The sequence below is a fragment of the Variovorax sp. PEI5 genome, assembly GCF_056679935.1.
On sequence record NZ_CM155257.1, the window covers coordinates 3,045,477 to 3,067,268 of the forward strand.

At 71.0% G+C, this 21,792-nt stretch carries 20 protein-coding genes; 14 read left to right on the forward strand and 6 right to left on the reverse strand.

Translation table 11 applies throughout. From position 1 onward, the window contains the following. Nucleotides 1-27: 27 nt before the first annotated feature. From AC1MLT_RS13990 to AC1MLT_RS14045, 12 genes are all read left to right on the forward strand, one after another. A complete protein-coding gene (locus AC1MLT_RS13990; protein ID WP_481032806.1) occupies nt 28-1,071 on the forward strand; it encodes a M14 family metallopeptidase in 1,044 nt (347 codons plus the stop codon). A gap of 80 nt (nt 1,072-1,151) precedes the next feature. Then, complete coding sequence (gene ku, locus AC1MLT_RS13995) at nt 1,152-2,270, forward strand: non-homologous end joining protein Ku (RefSeq protein WP_481032807.1); 1,119 nt, start codon at nt 1,152-1,154, stop codon at nt 2,268-2,270. Between the two features lie 75 nt (nt 2,271-2,345). Then, nucleotides 2,346-4,976, forward strand: a complete 2,631-nt coding sequence (gene ligD, locus AC1MLT_RS14000; protein WP_481032808.1) for a DNA ligase D — start codon at nt 2,346-2,348, stop codon at nt 4,974-4,976. A 176-nt stretch (nt 4,977-5,152) separates the two neighbouring features. After that, the gene (locus tag AC1MLT_RS14005) at nt 5,153-6,733 is read left to right on the forward strand and encodes an FAD-dependent oxidoreductase (RefSeq protein WP_481032809.1); all 1,581 of its coding nucleotides are present in this window, start codon (nt 5,153-5,155) and stop codon (nt 6,731-6,733) included. Beyond that, nucleotides 6,730-7,125: a DoxX family protein gene (locus tag AC1MLT_RS14010; RefSeq protein WP_481032810.1), complete on the forward strand. Its 396-nt coding sequence runs from the start codon at nt 6,730-6,732 to the stop codon at nt 7,123-7,125. Before AC1MLT_RS14005 ends, AC1MLT_RS14010 begins: the two co-directional genes overlap by 4 nt. After that, nucleotides 7,122-7,580 carry a cupin domain-containing protein gene (locus tag AC1MLT_RS14015; protein WP_481032811.1) on the forward strand — a complete coding sequence of 153 codons (459 nt, stop codon included), beginning with the start codon at nt 7,122-7,124 and terminating at the stop codon, nt 7,578-7,580. The genes AC1MLT_RS14010 and AC1MLT_RS14015 overlap by 4 nt, the downstream gene beginning before the upstream one ends. Nucleotides 7,581-7,596: 16 nt before the next feature. Further along, nucleotides 7,597-8,511, forward strand: a complete 915-nt coding sequence (locus tag AC1MLT_RS14020) for an SMP-30/gluconolactonase/LRE family protein (RefSeq protein WP_481032812.1) — start codon at nt 7,597-7,599, stop codon at nt 8,509-8,511. Beyond that, complete coding sequence (locus AC1MLT_RS14025) at nt 8,508-9,422, forward strand: VOC family protein (RefSeq protein ID WP_481032813.1); 915 nt, start codon at nt 8,508-8,510, stop codon at nt 9,420-9,422. The genes AC1MLT_RS14020 and AC1MLT_RS14025 overlap by 4 nt, the downstream gene beginning before the upstream one ends. Beyond that, a complete protein-coding gene (gene cyoA, locus AC1MLT_RS14030; RefSeq protein ID WP_481032814.1) occupies nt 9,419-10,291 on the forward strand; it encodes a ubiquinol oxidase subunit II in 873 nt (290 codons plus the stop codon). The genes AC1MLT_RS14025 and cyoA overlap by 4 nt, the downstream gene beginning before the upstream one ends. A 10-nt stretch (nt 10,292-10,301) precedes the next feature. Further along, on the forward strand, nt 10,302-12,374 hold the full coding sequence (locus AC1MLT_RS14035; protein ID WP_481032815.1) for a cbb3-type cytochrome c oxidase subunit I: 2,073 nt from the start codon (nt 10,302-10,304) through the stop codon (nt 12,372-12,374). 5 nt (nt 12,375-12,379) lie between these two features. Further along, the gene (locus AC1MLT_RS14040) at nt 12,380-13,027 is read left to right on the forward strand and encodes a cytochrome c oxidase subunit 3 (protein ID WP_481032816.1); all 648 of its coding nucleotides are present in this window, start codon (nt 12,380-12,382) and stop codon (nt 13,025-13,027) included. Beyond that, complete coding sequence (locus AC1MLT_RS14045; RefSeq protein WP_481032817.1) at nt 13,024-13,398, forward strand: cytochrome o ubiquinol oxidase subunit IV; 375 nt, start codon at nt 13,024-13,026, stop codon at nt 13,396-13,398. Before AC1MLT_RS14040 ends, AC1MLT_RS14045 begins: the two co-directional genes overlap by 4 nt. Before the next feature lie 11 nt (nt 13,399-13,409). Here the strand turns inward: AC1MLT_RS14045 and AC1MLT_RS14050 are convergent, their stop codons facing one another. The 5 genes from AC1MLT_RS14050 to AC1MLT_RS14070 are packed head-to-tail and all read right to left on the reverse strand — an operon-like array spanning nt 13,410 to nt 17,298. Then, the gene (locus AC1MLT_RS14050) at nt 13,410-14,015 is read right to left on the reverse strand and encodes a hypothetical protein (RefSeq protein ID WP_481032818.1); all 606 of its coding nucleotides are present in this window, start codon (nt 14,013-14,015) and stop codon (nt 13,410-13,412) included. Nucleotides 14,016-14,032: 17 nt separating this feature from the next. Continuing rightward, on the reverse strand, nt 14,033-14,551 hold the full coding sequence (locus AC1MLT_RS14055) for a carboxymuconolactone decarboxylase family protein (protein WP_481032819.1): 519 nt from the start codon (nt 14,549-14,551) through the stop codon (nt 14,033-14,035). Between the two features lie 23 nt (nt 14,552-14,574). After that, on the reverse strand, nt 14,575-15,552 hold the full coding sequence (locus tag AC1MLT_RS14060) for a Bug family tripartite tricarboxylate transporter substrate binding protein (protein ID WP_481032820.1): 978 nt from the start codon (nt 15,550-15,552) through the stop codon (nt 14,575-14,577). 47 nt (nt 15,553-15,599) lie between these two features. Beyond that, the gene (locus AC1MLT_RS14065; RefSeq protein ID WP_481032821.1) at nt 15,600-16,430 is read right to left on the reverse strand and encodes an SDR family NAD(P)-dependent oxidoreductase; all 831 of its coding nucleotides are present in this window, start codon (nt 16,428-16,430) and stop codon (nt 15,600-15,602) included. Between the two features lie 10 nt (nt 16,431-16,440). Next, on the reverse strand, nt 16,441-17,298 hold the full coding sequence (locus tag AC1MLT_RS14070) for an amidohydrolase family protein (protein ID WP_481032822.1): 858 nt from the start codon (nt 17,296-17,298) through the stop codon (nt 16,441-16,443). Nucleotides 17,299-17,401: 103 nt separating this feature from the next. On the opposite strand from AC1MLT_RS14070, the gene AC1MLT_RS14075 reads away from it, so the two are divergent. Beyond that, nucleotides 17,402-18,289, forward strand: a complete 888-nt coding sequence (locus AC1MLT_RS14075) for a LysR family transcriptional regulator (protein WP_481032823.1) — start codon at nt 17,402-17,404, stop codon at nt 18,287-18,289. A gap of 44 nt (nt 18,290-18,333) precedes the next feature. On the opposite strand, the gene AC1MLT_RS14080 is transcribed toward AC1MLT_RS14075, so the two are convergent. Beyond that, nucleotides 18,334-19,158, reverse strand: coding sequence for a transglutaminase-like domain-containing protein (locus tag AC1MLT_RS14080; RefSeq protein WP_481032824.1), 825 nt, complete (start codon nt 19,156-19,158; stop codon nt 18,334-18,336). A gap of 428 nt (nt 19,159-19,586) precedes the next feature. Here AC1MLT_RS14080 and katE point away from each other — a divergent pair, with 428 nt between their 5' ends. Next, entirely contained in the window at nt 19,587-21,761 is a 2,175-nt protein-coding gene (gene katE / locus AC1MLT_RS14085) for a catalase HPII (RefSeq protein ID WP_481032825.1), read from the forward strand. Nucleotides 21,762-21,792 lie beyond the last annotated feature (31 nt).

The window sequence follows — 21,792 nt, forward strand, 5'->3', positions numbered from 1 at the left end:
GACGACTGTAGGTAGGATGATCCGATCATGACGCCCCCCCTGTCCTCCATCCCCTCCACCCCCAACGCATCCTCCGTCTCCGATCGCGACAGCATCCTGCGCGTCCACGCCTTCGCCAGCACCGAGCCCGGTCCGCGCCTGGTCGTGCTGGGCGGCGTGCACGGCGACGAGACCTGCGGCACCGAGGGCATCGAGCGCGTGCGCGCCGAACTCGACGGCGGCGCGCTGCACCTGGCGCGCGGCCAGCTCACGCTGGTGCCGGTGGCCAACCCGCTGGCGCGCAGACTCGGGCGGCGCGAGGGCGAGCGCAACCTGAACCGCTCGTTCCGTCCGAGCGCCGCGCCGGCCGACCACGAGGCGCGCCTGACCAACCTGCTGTGCCCGCTGCTCGATCGCCACGACGTGCTGCTCGACCTGCACTCGTTCCAGAGCGCGGGCGACGCCTTCGCGATGATCGGCCCGCGCGACAACGCCGGTCCGCTCGAACCCTTCGGGCGCGCCTGGGAGGAGGGCCAGCTCGCGCTTCACCTGGGCACCTCGCGCGTGGTGGAGGGCTGGCTCGACATCTACGCGGCCAGCCTGGCCGAGCGCGCCGGCGGGGCCGCGCCCGGCGACGCCGCGCTGGCCTTCGGCTGGGGCACCAACGAGTACATGCGCAGCCGGGGCGGCTATGGCGTCACGCTCGAGTGCGGCCAGCACCGAGATCCGGCCGCGCCGGAGGTCGCCTACCAGGCCATCCATGCCGCCTTGCGGCTGCTCGGCCTGATCGACGTGCCGGCCGCCGTGGCCGCCGCGATGGCCGCCGTGCCGCCGCCCGCGCCGACCCTGCTGCGCCTGGTGAGCGTGACCGATCGCCGCCACCAGGGCGACCGCTTCGTGCGCGACTGGGCCACCTTCGACCCCGTGGCCGCCGGCCAGCGCATCGCCGTGCGCGCCGATGGCGGGGAACTGCGGGCCGAGCGCGACGGCTTCATCGTCTTTCCCAACGCCGTGGCCGGCGTGGGCACCGAATGGTTCTATTTCGCGGTGGCGAGCGAGCGCGATCTCGGCCCCCGCTCGGATGGCGCCTGAAGTCCGGACCCGCCAGGCTCCTACAGCACGAGGGCGCGCGCGGGACTAGGTTGGCGTTTCCTTTCGTGGGAGCAGCGTCCATGCCTCGATCCTCGTCGGCTTCTTCTTCCTCCTCCTCCGGGTCCTCCTCGGCGGCCCCGGCCACCGGCGGCCATGCGCCGCGCGCGCTGTGGAAGGGCGCCATCAGCTTCGGCCTGGTGCACATCCCGATCGCGCTGTATTCGGCCACCTCCGACCACGCGATCGATTTCGACTGGCTCGACAAGCGCACGCTCGACCCGGTCGGCTACAAGCGCATCAACAAGAAGACCGGCCGGGAGATCCCGCACGAGCAGATCGTCAAGGGCATCGCGTACGAGAGCGGGCGCTACGTCGTGCTCAGCGACGACGAGATCACCGCCGCCTATCCCAAGACCACCCAGACCATCGAGATCGAGAGCTTCGTGCCGGCCGATGGCATCCCGTTCATCTACCTGGAGCGGCCCTACTACGTGGCGCCGATCGGCAAGGCGCAGAAGGTCTACGCGCTGCTGCGCGAGGCGCTGCACGCGGCCGGCCGCGTCGGCGTGGCGCGCGTGGTGATCCAGACCAGGCAGCACCTGGCGGTGCTGGTGCCCAGCGGTCCCGGCCTGGTGCTCAACCTGCTGCGCTGGGGCGCCGACATCCGGCCCTGGAACGACCTGCCATTGCCGGCCGAGGGCGCCGAGGCGGCCGGCCTGAGCGAGCGCGAACTGAAGATGGCCACCCAGCTGGTCGACGACATGAGCGCCGACTGGGATCCGGCGGCCTATCGCGACTCGTTCAAGGACGCCATCATGAAGCTGGTCGACCACAAGGTCGCCAGCGGCGAGACGTCCGCTGTCGGCGCGCTGGAGGACGCCGAGCCGGCGCCCGCGCGCAGCGAGGCGCGGATCATCGACCTCACCGAGCTGCTGCAGCGCAGCCTGCGCCGGGGCGGCGATGCCAAGGGCACCCGCGCCGGCGGACCGGGGTCGGGCAAGGGCGACAAGGACGGCAAGGGCGACAAGTCCGCCAGGGCCGGCCGGACCGCGAAGGACGGGGCCGCCCCCAGGTCGTCCCGGGCGGGCGCGACGGCGGCGCGCACGAAGGCCCCTGGCAAGGCATCGACCGGCGCCGCCGGTGGCACCGCGCGCAAGGGCGCCGCGCCGGCCAGGACGCCGGTCCGCCGCGCCGCCTGATCGCCGGGGTCCGCACCGGCGGGCCGTCGCACGACCGCACGACCGCACGACCGCACGACCGAAAGGAGCATTGCCATGGGTGAACGCGAATCGCTGGCCGCCTATCGCGAGAAGCGCGATTTCGAGCGCACGCCGGAGCCGCGACAGGCCACCGACCCGGCCCGCCGCGCCGGCGACGCGCTGTCGTTCGTGATCCAGAAGCACGACGCCAGCCACCTGCACTACGACTTCCGTCTCGAACTCGACGGCACGCTGCGCAGCTGGGCGGTGCCCAAGGGACCGAGCCTGGATCCGGCGGTCAAGCGCATGGCGGTCGAGGTCGAGGACCACCCGCTGTCGTATGCCGACTTCGAGGGCACCATTCCGAGCGGCCAGTATGGCGCCGGCAGCGTGATCGTCTGGGATCGCGGCGAATGGCGGCCCGAGGGCGATCCGCGCGCCGGCCTGGCCGCCGGCAAGCTGAAGTTCGAACTGCGCGGCGCCAAGCTGCGCGGACGCTGGACCCTGGTGCGCATGCGCGGCAAGGGCGAGAAGAAGGCGCCGTGGCTGCTCATCAAGGAACGCGATGGCGAGGCGCGCGCCGCCGACGACTACGACGTGCTCGACGCCCTGCCCGACAGCGTGCGGGGCACGCCCCCGCCCCGGACCGTGGCGTCCGCGCCCGTCGATGCGACCGCGGCCCCGGGCCAGGACAAGGGGAAGGGGAAGGGGAAGGGGAAGGCCACGGCCCCGACCGCGCGGAAGACCAGGGCGACGGGCGCGGTGGCGCTGCCCGAGGTGCTCGCGCCCCAGCTCGCGACCCTGGCGGCCGAGCCGCCGGCGCCCCCGCAGGACTGGCTGTGGGAGCTCAAGTTCGACGGCTACCGCATCCTGGCGCGCATCGAGCATGGCGAGGTCCGCTGCTTCACCCGCAACGGCCACGACTGGACGGCGCGATTGCCGGAGGTGGCGCAGGCGCTCGGCCGGCTGAAGCTGCGCTCGGGCTGGCTCGACGGCGAGATCGTCGTCATGGGCGACGAGGGCCGGCCATCGTTCCAGGCGCTGCAGAACGCCTTCGACCGCCGCGCCACCGCGACCATCGTCTACTGGCTGTTCGACCTGCCGTTCTGCGATGGCGAGGACCTGCGCGAGCAGCCGCTGGAGGAGCGCCGCGCCCGCCTCGCCACACTCCTGGGCGACGACGAGGCGCCTCGATTGCGCTTCAGCGAGCCCTTCGACGCCCCGCCGCGCGACCTGCTGGAGTCGGTCGGGCGGCTCGGCTTCGAAGGCGTGATCGGCAAGCGGCGCGGCTCGGCCTATGTGTCGCGGCGCTCGCTCGACTGGATCAAGCTCAAGGCCGGCCGGCGGCAGGAATTCGTGATCGGCGGCCACACGGCGCCGCGCGGCGCGCGCGAGGGTTTCGGCGCGCTGCTGCTGGGGGTCCACGATGCCGAAGGCGCGCTGCGCTACTGCGGCAATGTCGGCACCGGCTTCGATGCCGAGACGCTCGACGAGGTCAAGGCGCGGCTCGACCGGCATGCTGCGCCGGCTTCGCCATTCGCGGCCGGCGAGGTGCCGCGCTCGGTCAAGGCGAGCTGGGTCGAGCCGGTGCTGGTGGCCGAGGTCGCCTTCGGCGAATGGACCCGCGACGGCCGCGTGCGCCATGGCGTCTTCCATGGCCTGCGCGACGACAAGCCGGCGCGCCAGATCGTGCGCGAGGAAGCCGTGACGCTGGCCGCCGGCATGGCGCCGCCGACCCGGGCCCGGCACGCCGGTGCCGGTGCCGGCGCCCGCGCGCGCGCCACCGGCGCGGCCCGGGGCCCGCGCATCACCCACCCCGAGCGCGTGATCGATGCCGCCAGCGGCGTCACCAAGGGCGAGCTGGCCGGCTACTACGGATGCGTCGCGCCGCTGCTGCTGCCGCACCTGCGGGACCGGCCGGTGTCGCTGGTGCGCGCGCCCGACGGCATCGGGGGCGAACTGTTCTTCCAGAAGCACGCCAAGGGTCCCGGCCTGGCGGGCGTGACGCGACTCGATCCGGCGCTCGATCCCGGCCATGCACCGCTGCTGCGGATCGACGACCTGCGTGGCCTGCTGGGCGCGGCGCAGATGAACGTGATCGAGCTGCACACCTGGAACGCGACCTCGGCGGCCATCGACCGGCCCGACCGCATGACGCTCGACCTCGATCCCGGCGAGGGCGTGGCCTGGGCCCGGGTGCAGGAGGCGGCGCTGCTGGTGCGCACCCTGCTGCAGGAGATCGGCCTGACGGGCTTCCTCAAGACCAGCGGCGGCAAGGGCCTGCACGTGGTGGTGCCATTGCGCCGCCACTATGGCTGGACGGCAGTGCGGGCCTTCTCGCAGGCGCTCGTCGAGCACCTGGCGCGCACCATCCCCGAGCGCTTCTCGGCCCGCAGCGGCGCCGCCCACCGGGTCGGCAAGGTGTTCGTCGACTACCTGCGCAATGGCTTCGGCGCCACCACGGCGAGCGCCTGGTCGGTGCGGGCGCGGCCGGGGCTGGGCGTGTCGGTGCCGGTGGCCTGGGACGAACTGCCCGGGCTGACCGGCGGCGCCCACTGGACGCTGCGCTCCATCGACCCGCGCCTGCCGACCGGCAACGCGCCCTGGGACGGCATGGAGCGCTCGCGCAAGGGCCTCGCGGCCGCCATGAAGGGCATGGGCTTCCGGCCCCCGGCCGAGGAGCGCGCGACCCCGGCCGGCGGATGACGAACGGACCGGGCGTTGTCCGGCGGCCGGCCTGCCCCCAGGCTGGCGGGCGCGGCGCCATGCCGGCCCAACGCTTCCAGGCGTTTCCAACGAGTGCCACAACAACATGAAGAACGTCTCGACGAACGGCCACGGCGCAGCCGCGTCCGGACCGACCCCCTTGCCGGGCTCCGTCCATGGCGACTGACCACTACGACCTGATCGTCGTCGGCAGCGGGCCGGGCGGCGCCTCGCTGGCGCACCGGCTGGCCTCGAGCGGCAAGCGGATCCTGATCCTGGAGCGCGGCGACTACCTACCGCGCGAGACCCAGAACTGGAGTTCGAGCGAGGTCTTCGTGCATGGCCGCTACCAGGCCCGCGAGACCTGGTACACGGCGGCGGGACGGGCCTTCGAGCCGGGCCTGCATCGCTATGTCGGCGGCAATTCCAAGGTCTATGGCGCGGCATTGCTGCGGTTGCGCGAGCGCGACTTCGGTGCGCTCGCGCACGTCGATGGCATCTCGCCCGCCTGGCCATTGGACTACCAGGACTTCGCGCCCTGGTACGACGAGGCGGAGCGCCTGTTCCACGTCCATGGCCAGCGCGGCGAGGATCCCAACGAACCACCCTCGGCGACGCCGTTCCCCCATCCGGCGGTCTCGCACGAGCCGCGCATCGAATCCCTGAGCGCCAGCTTCGCGGCGCAGGGCCTGCGGCCGTTCCACCTGCCGCTGGGCATCCTGCTCGAGGAGCGCGACGGCCGGCCGACCCGCACCAGCCGCTGCATCCGCTGCGATGCCTTCGACGGCTTCCCGTGCCCGATGGATGCCAAGGCCGATGCGCAGGTGGTCTGCATCGATCCGATGCTGCGCGCCCACTCCAATGTCACGCTGCTGACCGGCGCCCTGGTCGAGCGCCTGGAGACCGATGCGTCGGGCCGGCGCGTCACGGCGGTCCGGGTCACGCGCGCCGGCCAGGCCGAGCGCTACTCGGCCGACATCGTGGTGGTCGCCTGCGGCGCCCTGAGCAGCGCCTTGCTGCTGCTGCGCTCGGCCAGCGACGCCCATCCCGACGGCCTGGCCAACGGCTCCGGCCAGGTCGGGCGCAACTACATGCGCCACAACCAGTCGGTGCTGATGGCGCTCTCGCGCGAACCCAATGAGACGACCTTCCAGAAGACCCTGGCGGTCAGCGACTTCTATTTCGGCGCGCCCGACTGGGCGCATCCGCTCGGCCTGATCCAGATGTGCGCCAAGTCGCATGCCGACCAGATCCGGGGCGAGGCACTGCCGTCCTGGCTCGAATGGCTGCCCGACATGCCATTCGACGTCATGGCCCGCCACTCGATGGACTTCTGGCTGTCGAGCGAGGACCTGCCACGGCCGGAGAACCGCATCCGGCTGGGCGCCGACGGCCGCGTGACGCTGGAGGTCACGCCCAACAACATGGAGGCCCACCACCGGCTGCGAGGCAAGCTGGAGTCGCTGCTCGATGGCGCCGGCGTGCATGGCAAGCTGCTCGAGCGCAAGCTCTACTTCGGCAAGGACATCGCCCTGAACGGCACCGCGCACCAGGCCGGCACGGCGCGCTTCGGCACCGATGCGGCCGCTTCGGTGCTCGATGTGAACTGCAGGGCGCACGAGCTCGACAACCTCTATGTCACCGATGCCAGCTTCTTCGTCTCGATCGGGGCGGTCAACCCGACCCTGACGATCATCGCCAACGCGCTGCGCGTGGCGGCCCACATCGGCGAGCGCTTGGGCGTGCCACTGCCATGACGACGCACGAGACCTGGCTGTGGGTGGCGCGCGTCTGCCTGGTGCTGATGTTCCCGTTCAGCGCGCTCGACAAGGTGCTGCACTGGAAGGACGCCCTGGCGCAGGCCGACTCCTCATTCCTGCCCGGCGGGCCGGTGCTGCTGCTGGGCGCGATCGCGATCGAGACGGTGGCGCCGGTGTGCATCGTCGCCGGCTGGCAGGCGCCCCTGGCGGCGCTGGTGCTGGCGGCGTTCTGCGCCGTCACGGCGCTGCTCTACCACCCGTTCTGGAAGCATGGCGATTTCTGGGCCTCCGGCGCCAGCGTCGATCGTGGGCACTTCTGGGATTTCACCAAGAACTTCGGGCTGGTCGGCGGCTTGCTGCTGCTGGCCCTCACCACCGGATCGCCATGACCTCCGACACCGCCAAGGACACCCCGCCGATCACCCACTACTGGCACCTCTGGACCGACGACCAGGGCGTGAGCCACCAGACGCGCTGCGCGCTCACGGCCTTCCAGCAGGCGCAGGTCGGCGGCGCGGCGCCGCAATGGAACGACGAGCAGGCGCGTGGCGAGGCCACCGTCGTCTTCACCGTGCAGCCGGTCGGCTGGGTCGGCGACTGGCACGAGAATCCGGCGCCGCAATGGATCGTGCCGCTCTCGGGCCGCTGGTGGGTCGAGGCCATGGATGGCACGCGCATCGAGATGGGCCCGGGCGAACTGTCGCTCGGCGAGGACCAGCACTGCCGCGCCGATCCCCAGGGCCGCCGGGGCCATCGCTCCGGCACGGTCGGCGACGAGCCCGCGCACCTGATCACGATCCAGCTGCATGTCGAGTCCGTGCGCCAGCCCTGCCACCTGCGCTAGCGCGGAGCGGACCGCCATGAACGAAGTACCCCGGCACGAGGTGATCGACCCGCGCTTCCGTTCGTTCGTGCTGGGCAACGCCGAGCTCGAATTGCTGTTCGACCAGGCCCGCTGGCTCGAGGGCCCGGTCTGGTTCGCCGACCACCGCAGCCTGCTGGCGAGCGACCTGCCCAACGACCGCGTGCTGTGCTGGCGCGAGGGCGCGGGCGTGTCGGTGCATCGCGCGCCGGCGGGCTATGCGAATGGCCACACGCGCGACCGCGAGGGCCGCCTGCTGAGCTGCTCGCACCAGCATCGCGACATCCGGCGCATCGAACCCGACGGCACCGAGACCGTGCTGTGCGACCGCTTCGAGGGCCGGCGCCTGAACTCGCCCAACGACATCGTGGTCAAGCGCGACGGCACCGTCTGGTTCACCGATCCGCACTACGGCATCCAGACCGACTACGAGGGCGGCAAGCAGACCCCCGAGCTGCCGCCGCGCGTCTATCGCTTCGATCCGCGCGATGCCTCGCTCACGGTCGTGGCCGACGACTTCGAGGGGCCCAACGGCCTGTGCTTCTCGCCCGACGAGAAGCGGCTCTACGTGGCCGAGAGCGGCGACCAGTTCGCCGCCGAGCCGAGGCGCCACCTGCGCGTCTTCGACCTCGACGACGATGGCGCCCGGCTGGTGGACGGCCGCGTCTTCCACACCGTCGAGCCCGGCTATGCCGACGGCTTCCGCTGCGACACCGAGGGCCACGTCTGGACCGGCGCGGGCGATGGCGTGCACTGCATCCATCCGTCGGGCGCGCTGCTGGGCCGCATCTTCGTGCCGCACGCGGTGGCCAACCTGTGCTTCGGCGGGCGCCACCGCAGCCGGCTGTTCCTGTGCGCCGGGCAGCGGCTGTTCTCGCTGGCGGTGAACCAGCGCGGCTGCCAGTGGCCATGACATCCTCCACGGCGACCGGTCTGCCGGAACGGCTCGCGCGCTTCGGCTGGCTGGAGCGGCGGGTGCGCGACCTGCCGCGTTCGATCGCCTTCCATGTCGATGGCCTGGGCTTCCGGCTGCTCGGCGGATGCGCGATGACGCAGGGCGATCCGCCCGGCGCGCTGCTCGGACTCGGCGACCAGCGCCTGGTGCTGCGCCCGGTGCCCTCGGCCACCGCCGCCACCGCCGCCACCGCCGCCACCGCCGCCACCGCCGGGACCACCGTCTTCGCCGGACCGGATGTGCGCTTCCAGCACGCGGCGATCGTCGCGCGCGACATGGATGCGGCGCTGCGGCGCCTGCTGCCGCTGGCGCCCGGCCCGATCACGCGGGGCGGGCCGCAGCGGCTGCCCGTGGCCTCGGGCGGCGTCACGGCCTTCAAGTTCCGCGATCCGGACGGCCATCCGCTCGAACTGCTCGAATTCCCGGCCGACGACGTGCCGGCGCGCTGGCGGGGACCTGCCGGGGCCGGACCGACGCTGGGCATCGACCACCTCGCCCTCGCCGTGGCGGATGTGGCGCGCAGCGTGGCCTTCTACGAGCGCCTGGGCTTCCGCGTGGCCGGCCGGCAGCTCAACACCGGCGCGGCGCAGGCCCGCCTCGACGGCCTCGGCGCAGCCGATGGAGCGCAGGGGGAGGGTGACGTGGCGGTCGACGTGGTGGCGCTGCGGCTGCCGAGGGCGCCGGGGCCCCACCTCGAACTGCTGGGCTATCGCCGGCCCGCGCCGGTCGTCGTCGCCGCCGCGCCGGACCGCGAGGACGGCGACGACCACGCCCTGGCCGACCGCGCGCACTGGATCGGCATGCCATCGACCGGCGCGTTCGCCGATCCCGATGGCCACCGCCATCGCTGGACGGAGGGCGCGCCATGACGGTCGTGCCATCCCTGGCGGTGCTGCAGTCCGGCCTGCTCGATCCGCAGGGTCCGGTGGCGGCGTCGCAGCGCCTGATCCTGTTCAATGCCAGCGTGATCATGGCGGCGGTGATCGTGCCGGTGATCGTGCTGACGCTGGCGGTCGCCTGGTGGTTCCGCGCCGGCAACCGGCGCGCGCGGCGCCGGCCCGACTGGGCCTACTCCGGCCCGCTGGAGGTGCTGGTGTGGTCGGTGCCGCTGCTGGTGATCCTGTTCCTCGGCGGCATCGCCTGGATCGGCTCGCACGAACTCGATCCGCGCCGGCCGCTGGCCTCGGAGGTGGCGCCGCTGGACATCGAGGTGGTGTCGCTCGACTGGAAATGGCTCTTCATCCTGCCGCGCGCCGGCGTCGCCAGCGTCAACCACCTGGTGGTGCCGGTCGGCCGGCCCCTGCGCTTCCATCTTACCTCCACCACCGTCATGAACAGCTTCCTGGTGCCCCAGCTGGGCAGCCAGATCTACACCATGGCCGGCATGACGACCGAGCTCAACCTGCGGGCCGATCACGCCGGGGTCTATCCGGGGCTGTCGGCGCAGTTCAGTGGCGATGGCTTCTCCGACATGCGCTTCGAGGTCGAGGCGGTGTCCGAGGAGGCCTTCGCCGGCTGGCTCGCCGCCACCGCCGCCGAGGGCCGTCCGCTCGACGCCGAGGCGCTGCGGCTGCTCGAGCGCCCGGGCACCACCGGCCGCGAGCGCTACCGGGTGGCGCTGCCCGACCTGTTCGGCTCGCTGGTGCGGCGCCACGGCCACGGCGCCATGCCGGGCATGGCCGCCAGCGCTTCCGCTCCCTCCCATCCTTCCCATTCCCCCCACGCCGCCCCGCCATGAAAGTCGCGCCATGTCCCTCCTGGGCAAACTGAGCTGGTCGGCCCTGCCGCTGGGCCAGCCGATCGCATTGGCGGCCGGCGCGATGGTCGTGCTGACCGCGTTGTCGGTGCTCGCGCTGGTGACCTGGAAGGGCTGGTGGCCGGTGCTGTGGCGCGACTGGATCACCAGCGTCGACCACAAGCGCATCGGCGTGATGTACGTGGTGCTGGCGCTGGTCATGCTGCTGCGCGGCTTCGTCGACGCGCTGATGATGCGTTCGCAGCTGGCCCTGGCCGCCGCCGGGGCCCCGGGCTTCCTGCCGCCGGAGCACTACAACCAGATCTTCTCGGCGCACGGCACGATCATGGTGTTCTTCGTCTCCATGACCTTCATGGTCGGGCTGATGAACTTCGTCGTGCCGCTGCAGATCGGGGCCCGCGACATGGCCTTCCCGGTGCTCAACTCGGTCAGCTTCTGGCTGACGGCGGCCGGCGTGCTGCTGATGAACCTGTCGCTGGTGGTGGGCGAATTCGCGCGCACCGGCTGGCTGGTCTATCCGCCCCTGTCGGAGCTGGCCTTCTCGCCCCAGGTGGGGGTCGACTACTACCTGTGGGCGCTGCAGATCGCGGGGGTCGGCACCCTGCTGTCGGGCATCAACCTGACCACCACCATCCTCAAGCTGCGCGCGCGCGGCATGGGCTACTCGCGCATGCCGATCTTCTGCTGGACCGCGCTGGCCTCGAACCTGCTCATCATCGCGGCCTTCCCGATCCTGACGGCGACCTTCGCCATGCTGCTGCTCGACCGCTACCTGGGCTTCCACTTCTTCACCAACGAGCTCGGCGGCAACGCCATGATGTACGTCAACCTGATCTGGGCCTGGGGCCATCCGGAGGTCTACATCCTCATCCTGCCGGCCTTCGGCGTGTTCTCGGAGGTCATCGCCACCTTCGCGGGCAAGCCGCTGTTCGGCTACCGCTCGATGGCGATCGCCACCATGGCCATCTGCCTGCTGTCGTTCATGGTCTGGCTGCACCACTTCTTCACCATGGGCGCGAGCGCGGACGTCAACGGCTTCTTCGGCGTCATGACCATGATCATCGCCGTGCCGACCGGCGTGAAGGTCTTCAACTGGCTGTTCACCCTGTATGGCGGCACGATCCGCTTCAGCGTGCCGCTGCTGTGGTCGCTGGGCTTCATGGTGACCTTCGTGATCGGCGGCATGACGGGCGTGCTGCTGGCCATCCCGCCGGTCGACTTCCAGGTCCACAACAGCCTGTTCCTGGTCGCGCACTTCCACAACGTGATCATCGGCGGCGTGCTGTTCGGCGCCTTCGCGGGCTACAACCACTGGTTCCCCAAGGCCTTCGGCTTCACATTGCACGAGGGCTGGGGCCGGGCCTCGTTCGGCTGCTGGGTGGTCGGCTTCTACCTGGCGTTCATGCCGCTCTACCTGCTCGGGCTGATGGGCGCGACGCGCCGCATGCAGCACTACGACGAGCGCGGCTGGCAGCCGCTGATGGTGGTCGCCTGGGTCGGCGCGGTGGTGATCCTGGCGGGCATCGCCTGCACCATCGTGCAACTGGTGGTGAGCATCCGCACGCGCGACCGGCGGCGCGACCGGACGGGCGATCCATGGAACGGCCGCACGCTGGAATGGTCGGTCGCCTCGCCGCCGCCGGCCTGGAACTTCGACAGCCCGGTGGTGGTGAACGGACGCGATGCCTTCTGGACCGCCAAGAACGGCCAGGAGCCCGAGGTGGTCGATGCCAGTTTCGCCACCACGGCCGCCGCCGCGCCATCGCCGGGCCGCGCGGGGCATGGCGACGGCGCCGATGCCGGCGACCCGGCCGCCGGCGCGCGCCCGGAGCCATCCGTGACGGTGCCACCACCGAGCGCGGTGGGCGTGGTGATCGCCTTCTTCGCGGTCGCCTTCGGCTTCGGCATGGTCTGGCACATCGGCTGGCTGGCGCTGGCGGGTGGACTGGGCATCGTGGCGACGGTGCTGCGCTTCTCGTGGCTGGAGCGCGAGGAGATCGTCGTCGCGCCGGAGGCCCTCGCCCGGTCGGCGATGGCGCGCCCGGCGCCGGGAGGCGCGGCATGAGCGGCATGGCGACCCCATCCACGGCCGTCCACGGCGGCGCCGGGACCCCGCGGCATCGCGCCGAGGAGGTGCCGCGCTCGGAGCGCGGACCGGCGCCGCCGCGCGTGGTCGTGACCTATGGCTTCTGGCTCTACCTGCTGAGCGACATCGTCATGTTCGCCGCCTTCTTCGCGACCTACGCGGTGCTCCGGACCCATGTCGCCGACGGGCCCGACGGCCGCGCGCTGTTCGACCGCAGCAAGGTGCTGCTGGAGACCGGCTGCCTGCTGCTGTCGAGCTACAGCTGCGCGCTGTTCTCGCTGGCCATCGACCGCAAGGCCAGGCTGGCGAGCTATGCCATGGGCGGGCTCACGCTGCTGCTGGGCGGCGCCTTCCTGGCGCTGGAACTGTCGGAATTCGCCTCGCTGCTGGCGCAGGGGGCGGGGCCGCAGCGCAGCGCGTTCCTGTCGGCCTTCTTCGCGCTCGTGGGCCTGCACGGCCTGCACGTGGCCGTGGGCATGGCCTGGCTGGTGGTCCTGCTGCTGCAGATCGCGACCCTGGGCTTCACGCCGCGCACGGTGCGCCGCCTGCTGTGCTTCAGCCTGTTCTGGCATGCGCTCGACATCGTCTGGATCGGTGTCTTCACGATCGTCTACCTGGGAGCGTTTTCATGAGCCGACCCGCCACCGCCTCCGAGGTCCCGGAAGGTCAGATGGAGGAGGCGCCGGGCGATGCCGGCGACCTGCGCACGGGCCTGTGGAAATACTCCGGCGGGCTGGCGCTGTCGATCGTGCTGACGCTGGCGTCGTTCTGGGTCTCCGGCACGACGGCGATCTGGCCGGGTGGCGTGCCGGTGATGCTGGCCGCGCTGGCCATCGGCCAGATGGGCGTGCACCTGGTGTTCTTCCTCCACATCTCGAGCGGGCCGGAAGGCACCAACACCATCCTGGCGCTGGCCTTCGGCGTCTTCGTGGTCGCGCTGGTGGTGTTCGGCTCCCTGGTCATCATGGGCAGCCTGGATGCCATGCTGCCCGCGCACCCCTGAGCGCGGCGTCCTCAGCCGAGGGTCCTGAACATGGTGCGCCGGACGTTGGTGAAGTGCGGCCGCACGATGTCGCTCCACGCCGTGTGGCGCACCGCCAGCCAGGGGGGCGAACCCAGCACGTCGGGGGCGATCAGGTCGTAGCAGGCCAGGGAGAGCGGGCCGTGGTCGTGGTTGAGCAGGCGCGTGGCGCGGATGCTGCCGGGCACGGCGGCCAGGCCGGGCATGTGCTCGGTGTCGTACCAGCGCAGCAGTTCGTCGCGCCAGCCGGCCTCCGGGTCCATCTCGACCACGTAGTGCCAGGCCGGTGGCGCGTCCTGGCTGGCGCCGGCCACGTCGAAGGCCTGGGTCAGGCGCGAGACCCGTGGCGCGGCGTCCGCCGGCAGCGCCCTGGCCAGCGCGTCGCGTACCGGCGCCAGGTCGCCGGCTTCCAATGGCTCGGGCCGCGCCAGCGCCAGGTAGGCATAGGCATCGCCGCTCGTGGGCGACCAGGCCATGCGCCGCAGCCGGGCGCCGGGCCGGGCGGCTGCCGCGGCCGCGCAGGCCGCGGTCCAGGTCGCCGAGGCGCCCTCGTCGAGCCGGGCCTGCAGCAGGATGTGATCGGTGTCGATGGTGGTCATGGGATCGCTCCTGCGCCTCAGTGGCCGATGCGCAGCGCCACCAGGAAGCGCGACACCATGTTGTAGGCCGCCACGGTGGCGGTCAGGTCGACCAGCGCCTGGTCCTTGAAATGTCGGTTCACGCGCTCGAACAGCGCATCGGGGACGTCGATGTCGCGCGTCATGGCATCGGCGTATTCCAGCGCCACGGCCTCGGCCGGGTCGAGGCCGGCATCGGTGGGCAGCCCAGGCGAGCGCAGGGCGTCGATGGTGGCCTGCGGCACGCCGCCGGCCAGGGCGTGGGGCACGTGGGCCTCGAACTCGTAGGGCGCGCGGTTGATCACCGCCACCCGCAGGATGATCATCTCGCGCAGGCCCGCGGGCAGGCTGTTGTGGTTGCGGATGGCCGAGAGCATCTGCTCCCAGCCGTTGGCCACCGGCGGACTGTTGAGCAGCACCTGGTAGAGCAGCGAGATGCGCCCGCGCGCGCCCTGGATGCGGGTCTCGAGGTCCGCCAGTTCGGGGCGGCTGCCGGGTTCGATGGCTGGGATGCGCATGGATTCTTTCTCCTGTCCTGGCTTCAGTCGGGCTTGATGTTCTTGGCCTTGACGACACGGCCCCACTTGTCGCCGTCCTTCTTGAGCAGCGCGGCCAGTTCGGCCGGCGTGGAGGACGCCGGCTCGGCGCCCTGGGACATCAGGCGGCTGCGCACGCCCTCGTCCGCCAGGGCCTTGCGCAATGCGGCGCTCACCTTGTCGATCTCGGCGGCGGGCACCGACTTGCCGGCGAAAACGGCATACCAGTTGTCCGAGTCGACGCCCTTGATGCCCATCTCGGCGAAGGTCCTGACCTCCGGCAGCAGCGGGTTGCGCTTGTCCGAGGCGATGCCGATCGGCTTGAGCTTGCCGCCCTTGATGAAGGAGATCAGCCCGGGGACGTCGCCGAAGAAACCATTGACGTGGCCGGCGATGACATCGGTGATGGCCGGCGCCGCGCCCTTGTAGGGCACGTGCAGCATCGGCACCCTGGTGGCGTCGGACAGCAGCTCCATCGCCAGGTGCGGCACGCTGCCGGTGCCGGAAGACGCCAGCGTCAGCGGCTGCTTGGCCTTGGCGGCGGCGGCCACGAACTCGGCGCCGGTGTTGTAGGGCGCGTTGGCCGCCACCACCAGCACCTCGACATTGCGCACCACCAGCGAGACCGGCTGCAGGTCGCGCTGCATGTCGTAGGGCAGCTTCTCGTAGAGCGAGGGATTGATGGCGACCGCGCCCACGCTGGTCAGCCAGAGCGTGTTGCCGTCCGGGGCGGCAGTCGAGACGTACTGGGCCGCGATGGCGCCGTTGCCGCCGGCCTTGTTCTCGATGATGACCTGCTGGCCGAGTTCCTTGCCGAGCTGCTCGGCCACCGTGCGGGCCACGAAGTCGACCGGACCGCCCGGCGGGAAGGCCACCACCAGGCGGGTGATCTTGGCGCCCTGCGCCCAGGCGGCGGGCGCGGCCAGGCAGGCGGCGGCGGCCAGGCCGACGAGGCCGCGGCGCAGGAGGGAGGGGATGTGCATGGTGTTCTTGTCTCCGTGGGTCTCTGGGTTTCTTGGAAGGATTCGGGTCAGCCGCAACGCACCGACATGCCGCCGTCGACGACGAGCTCGGTGCCGGTGATGAACCGGGCCTCGTCCGAGGCCAGGAACAGGGCCGCGGCGGCGGCATCTCGGCCATCGCCCATGAAGGGCAGCGGAATGCGCGCCTGGCGTTGCGCCAGCAGGGCCTGCACGTCGCCGCCGGCGCGCTGCCCGGCCAGCCGCGCCTCGACCATCGGCGTGTGCAGCTGTCCCGGCACCACGGTGTTGCAGCGGATGTTGCGATCGGCGTACTGCACCGCCACCACCCGGGAGAGCTGGATCACCGCCGCCTTGGTCGCGGCATAGGCGACCTGCGCCGCGCCGGTCCAGCGCAGCCCGGAGGTGGAGGACATGTTGACGATCGCGCCCGCGCCCTGGCGCTCCATCAGCGGCAGCACGTGCTTGCAGGCCAGGAACACGCTCTTCAGGTTGAGGTCGACCTGGGCATCCCAGACCTCCTCGGACAGGTCGACGGGCCCGCCCTTGGCCGAGCCGCCGACGTTGTTGACCAGCACGTCGATGCGGCCGAAGCGCTCGGCGCATTGCGCCACGGCGGCGGCGAGGGAGGCGCTGTCGGTGACGTCGCACTGGCAGGTCACCAGGGTGCCGCCGGCGGCGGCCACCCGCTCGGCGGTCTCCACCAGGCGCGCCGGATCGCGGTCGGTGGCGAACACCAGCGCGCCCTCCTCGGCAAAGCGCACGGCGATGGCCCGGCCGTTGCCCCAGCCCGGGCCGACCGAGCCGGCGCCGCTGACGAAGGCCACGCGGTCCTGCAGCCGGCCGGCCGGGTTGTATCTGAAGTCCATCTCCTCGCTCATCGGTATTCCTTCACTCGAAACGGTAGAAGCGCGCCGGGTTGTCGACCAGCAGGCGCTGGCGCAGTCCGGCATCGGGCGCGATCTCGGGCAGCAGCTCGAGCAGCGCGGCGTCGTCGGGCACGTGGGTGTGGTTGGGATGGGGCCAGTCGCTGCCCCACAGGCAACGGTCGGCGAACGACTCGACCAGCCGGCGCGCCAGGGCCACGCCCTGGGGATAGGTGCCGGCCGTGGCGATGCGGTCGACGCCGCTCACCTTGACGCGGAACAGCGGGTTGGCCATCAGATGGCACAGGGCCACGAAATCGGCGTGGTCCGGCCCCAGCGCGGCATCGACCCGACCCATGTGGTCGATCACCACCGGCACCGCGCTCGCGGCCAGCGCGGCGCCCACGGTGTGCACCAGGGCGCTCTCGAAATGCACCTGCAGGTGCATGCCCAGCGGGGCGAGCCGGCGGCTCAGCGCCAGCACGTCGTCCACGGGCGTGCCGGGCAGGTGCGCCATGAAGTTGAAGCGCACGCCCCGGAAGCCGGCGGCGGCCAGGCGGGCGAGTTCGGCGTCGGGGACCGAGGCCGGCGCCAGGGCGATGCCCAGGTAGCGTCCCCCGCCGGCGGCGATGGCGTCCTCGACGACGCGGTTGTCCATGCCGTGCACGGCCGACTGCACGATCACGCAGCGCTCGATGCCCAGCAGTCGATGCAATGCGAACAGGGTCTCCTTGGGCGCATCCACGGGGGTGAAGCCGCGGCCTTGCGCATAGGGAAAGCGCGCGGCCGGACCGAACACGTGCACATGGCTGTCGCAGCTCAGGGGCGGTGGCGTGAAGTTCGCGGCCCGGGGTTCGGGGTCGTAGGTGAGGATGTCCGGCATGGCTTCATTGTCCGGCCGCCGCCGGCGTGGGACCATCGGAGGAATCGATAGCAGTTATCCGCCGATCGCATGCCTGGCGCGATCGCCACTCACGAGGAACACCATGGATCTGACCCGCCTGCGCTACTTCGTCGCGGTGCTCGAGAGCGGCAGCTTCAGCCGCGCCGCCGCCGCCCTGCACATGTCGCAGCCGGCGCTCAGCCGGCAGGTGCTGCTGCTGGAGGAGGAACTGGGCCAGCGGCTGCTGGTGCGCAACGGGCGCGGCGCGTCGGCCAACGAAGCCGGACTGGCGCTGCTGGCCCATGCGCGCGCCATCGACGAGCTGGCAGACAAGGCGCGTGCCGACATGCGCGAGCGCCAGGCGAGTCCGCGCGGGCGGGTGACGATCGGCCTGCCGCCGCGCGTGGCGCAGGTGCTGACGGCCGACCTGGTGCAGCGCTTCCGCGAGCAGTATCCGGAAGCGACGGTGACGATCGTCGAGTCGTTGAGCCTGCGCCTGCGGGAATGGCTGGTGGCCGGCACGCTGGACATGGCGATCCTGTTCGATCCGCCGTCATCGCCGCAACTGGCCGAGGAGACGCTGGGGCGCGAGCCCTTGCTGCTGTTCGGGCCGCAGGCCCTGCCGCGCCGCATCAGGCTGGCCGAGCTGAGCCGGCTGCCGCTGGTCATGCCCAGCGGCCCCAATGCCCTGCGCCAGCTGCTGGAGGCGCACACGCGGCCGCGCGGCCTGGCGCTGGACATCGTCGCCGAGGTCGATTCGGTCTCGACCGTGCTGTCGCTGGTGGCGCGCGGGGTGGCGCACACCGTGCTGCCGGCGAGCGCGTCGCGGCTCTGGAGCTATCCGCAGACGCTGCATCAGGCCGCCATCGTGTCGCCCGCGATGCGCAACCGCGTGGTGCTGGCGATCCCGAAGGCGCGGCCGGCGACGCGGCCGCAGCGGCTGGCGGCCGAGCTGCTGCGCGCGCTCGCCCTGAAGCAGTACGGCGGGTAGACGGCCCGGCTCGAAGCGATCCGGCGGAGCGGCCTACCGCCGACTCACAGGGGGCCGACGACCTCGTCGGTCACGACCTCGAAGCGCTGCAGCGTGTTGGCGCCGAAGACCATCGTGATCGGCACGTCGGCGGCATCGCGGCCGCGCGCGATGACGATGCGGCCGATGCGCGGCGTGTTGTGGCGCGCATCGAAGGTGTGCCAGCGGTCGCCGAGGTAGACCTCGAACCAGGCGCTGAAGTCCATCGGATAGGGCACCGCCGGAATGCCGATGTCGCCCAGGTAGCCGGTCACGTAGCGCGCCGGGATGTTCATGCAGCGGCACAGCGTGACGGCCAGGTGCGTGAAGTCGCGGCACACGCCCACGCGCTCGTTGAAGCCTTCCTGCGCCGTGCGGGTGGCGCGGGCCTGCTGGTAGTCGAAGCGCAGGTGGTTGTGGACGAAGTCGCAGATGGCCTGCACGCGTGCCCAGCCCGGCGCGACATTGCCGAACTGGCTCCAGGCGAAGCCGAGCAGCTGGCCATCGACCTCGCAATAGCGGCTGGGCAGCAGGAAGGGCAGGGCCTCGGTCGGCAGGTCGGCCACCGCATGCTCCTTGGCGCCGTAGTCGACCGGATCGGGCAGGCCGTTGTCGTAGACCACGGCCTCGTTACGCAGGCGCACGCTGTTGACGCCCCAGGGCACGTGCACGCGCGCGCATTCGTTGTCGAAGCTGTCGCGGTAGAAGTCCGTGACCAGCGGCGGGCTGATGGTGATGTTCTCGCCCTGGGTGATGTCACCGGCGCGCGATGGATGCACCTTGAGCATGTAGATCAGCGCGGTGGGGGCGCTGATGCCGAGTTCGATGTCGTAGCCGATTTTGATGAGCATGGCGCCTCGCAGGAAAAGAATGAGCGGATAGGGAACGAGGAGTGGTTCACAGGAAAAACCACCATCGATGCAAGCACGAGACGTGCCGCCCCGATGCCAAACTGCAGTCGATGGTATGCAGTGTGCGGCGGCTCGGCCGAGCAGGGCCGACGCGTGCTGACGTAGGCCAAGGCTGATGGCGTCCGCCAATGCCTATTTCCTACTGGGAATCCATCCAGCGTCCTACGCCGGCCATCGGTCGTTGCGACAAGGGCGGTGGACGGTGGCGCTTACCCTATCCCGAAGACGCGGCTCGACACGGCCTCGTCATGGCCCAAGAGGGTATCGGCTGTGCCAGCCGCTTCTTCCCCTTTCGCTTTCTCCCGCAATCTGTCGTGGGTTCCTCACAAGGGAGTCTGCGCATCGACGTTTTTGACCAAGGACTTGGAATGACGCTAAGAAACAGGGCGGCTGCCGGCCGCCGCCCGAAAGCCGGCGATACCGTCAACCCGAAGCAGCAGCAGCTCGCCGGTTTCATGCAGGAGCCGATCTCCCAGCTCACGACCAACCAGGGGGTCCACATCCCCGACAACCACAACTCGCTCAAGGCCGGCGTGCGCGGACCGACGCTGCTGGAGGATTTCATCCTGCGCGAGAAGATCACGCATTTCGACCACGAGCGCATCCCGGAGCGCGTGGTCCATGCGCGCGGCTCGGCCGCGCATGGCTACTTCCAGGTCTACAAGTCGATGTCGCAGTTCACCTCGGCCGACTTCCTGCAGGACCCGTCGCAGCGCACGCCCGTTTTCGTGCGCTTCTCGACCGTGGCGGGCGAACGCGGCTCGGCCGACACGGTGCGCGACGTGCGCGGCTTCTCGGTCAAGTTCTACACCCAGCAGGGCAACTACGACCTGGTGGGCAACAACATGCCGGTGTTCTTCATCCAGGACGCCATCAAGTTCCCGGACCTGATCCATGCCGTCAAGCCGGAGCCGCACCACGCCATCCCGCAGGCCGCCAGCGCGCACGACACCTTCTGGGACTTCGCCTCGCTGATGCCGGAGACGACCCACATGCTGATGTGGGCCATGAGCGATCGCGCCATCCCGCGCAGCTACCGGATGATGGAGGGCTTCGGCGTCCACACCTTCCGCTTCGTGAATTCGCGCGGCGAATCGCACTTCGTCAAGTTCCACTGGAAGCCCAAGCTGGGCGTCCACGGACTGGTCTGGGACGAGGCGCAGAAGATCGCCGGCAAGGATGCCGACTTCCATCGCCGCGACCTGTGGGAGGCGATCGAGAACGGCGACTTCCCCGAGTGGGAGCTGGGCGTGCAGATGATTCCGCAGGACAAGGAGCATTCGCTGGGCTTCGACCTGCTCGACCCGACCAAGCTGATCCCCGAGGAACTGGTACCGGTGCAGCGCATCGGCCGCCTGGTGCTCGACCGCAATCCGGACAACTTCTTCGCCGAGACCGAGCAGGTCGCCTTCCATCCGGGCCACGTGGTGCCGGGCATCGACTTCTCCAACGATCCCCTGCTGCAGGGCCGACTGTTCTCGTACACCGACACGCAGATCTCGCGCCTGGGCGGCGCCAACTTCCACGAGCTGCCAATCAACCGCGCGGTGTCCCCGTCCCACAACTTCCAGCGCGACGGCATGCATCGCCAGACCATCGCGCGCGGCCAGGTCGCCTACGAGCCCAACTCGCTGGGCACCGGCGCCGAGTACCGGGTCGATGGCGCCAGCGCCGGTTTCCAGTCCTATCCGGAGGCGCTCGAGTCGCCCAAGGTGCGCCGGCGCAGTCCGTCGTTCGACGACCACTTCACGCAGGCCCGCCTGTTCTTCAACAGCCAGAGCACGGCCGAGAAGGAGCACATCGTCGCGGCCTTCCGCTTCGAGCTGTCGAAGCTGGAAGTGCCGGCGATCCGCCAGCGCATGGTCGACAACCTGGCCCACGTCGACGAGAAGCTCGCGCGCCGCGTGGCCGAGCCGCTGGGCATCGGAGCGCCGGATGCGCGCGCCGCCGCCGGGCGCTCGGGCTTCCGCGACCACCAGATCACCAGCACCATCGAGGAGTCGCGCGCTCTGAGCATGGTCGACACGGGCGAGGGCTCGGTCAAGACGCGCAAGGTGGCCATCCTGGTGGCCGACGGCGTCGATTCGGCATCGCTCAAGCCGATCCGCGATGCGCTGGAGAACGCCGGCCTGACCTGCAAGGTGGTGGGTCCGCGCCTGGGCACGGTGTCGAGCGCGTCCAAGCGGCAGATCGAGGTCGACGCGACGTTCTCGGCCATGCCCTCTGTGATGTTCGATGCCGTGCTGGTGCCGGCCGGCAAGGATGGCATCGCGGCATTGGCGCAGAACGGCGAGGCCGTGCACTACGTGCTGGAGGCCTTCAAGCATTGCAAGGCGATCTGCACCATCGGCGAGGGCGTGCAGCTGCTGGACGCCCTGCGCCTGGCCGAGGGCGCGCAGCCCGCCGGCGTGGTGGTGGCGCCGACCCCGGTGACCAACCTGGGAGACGCCACCGCCGCGCTGCAGATCGCCAGCGATTTCGTGGCGGCGATCGGCAAGCACCGCCATTGGGATCGCGCGGGCATCGAGGCCGTGCCGGCCTGAGCCCGGGCTCGGTCAATCGATGATCGGCAGG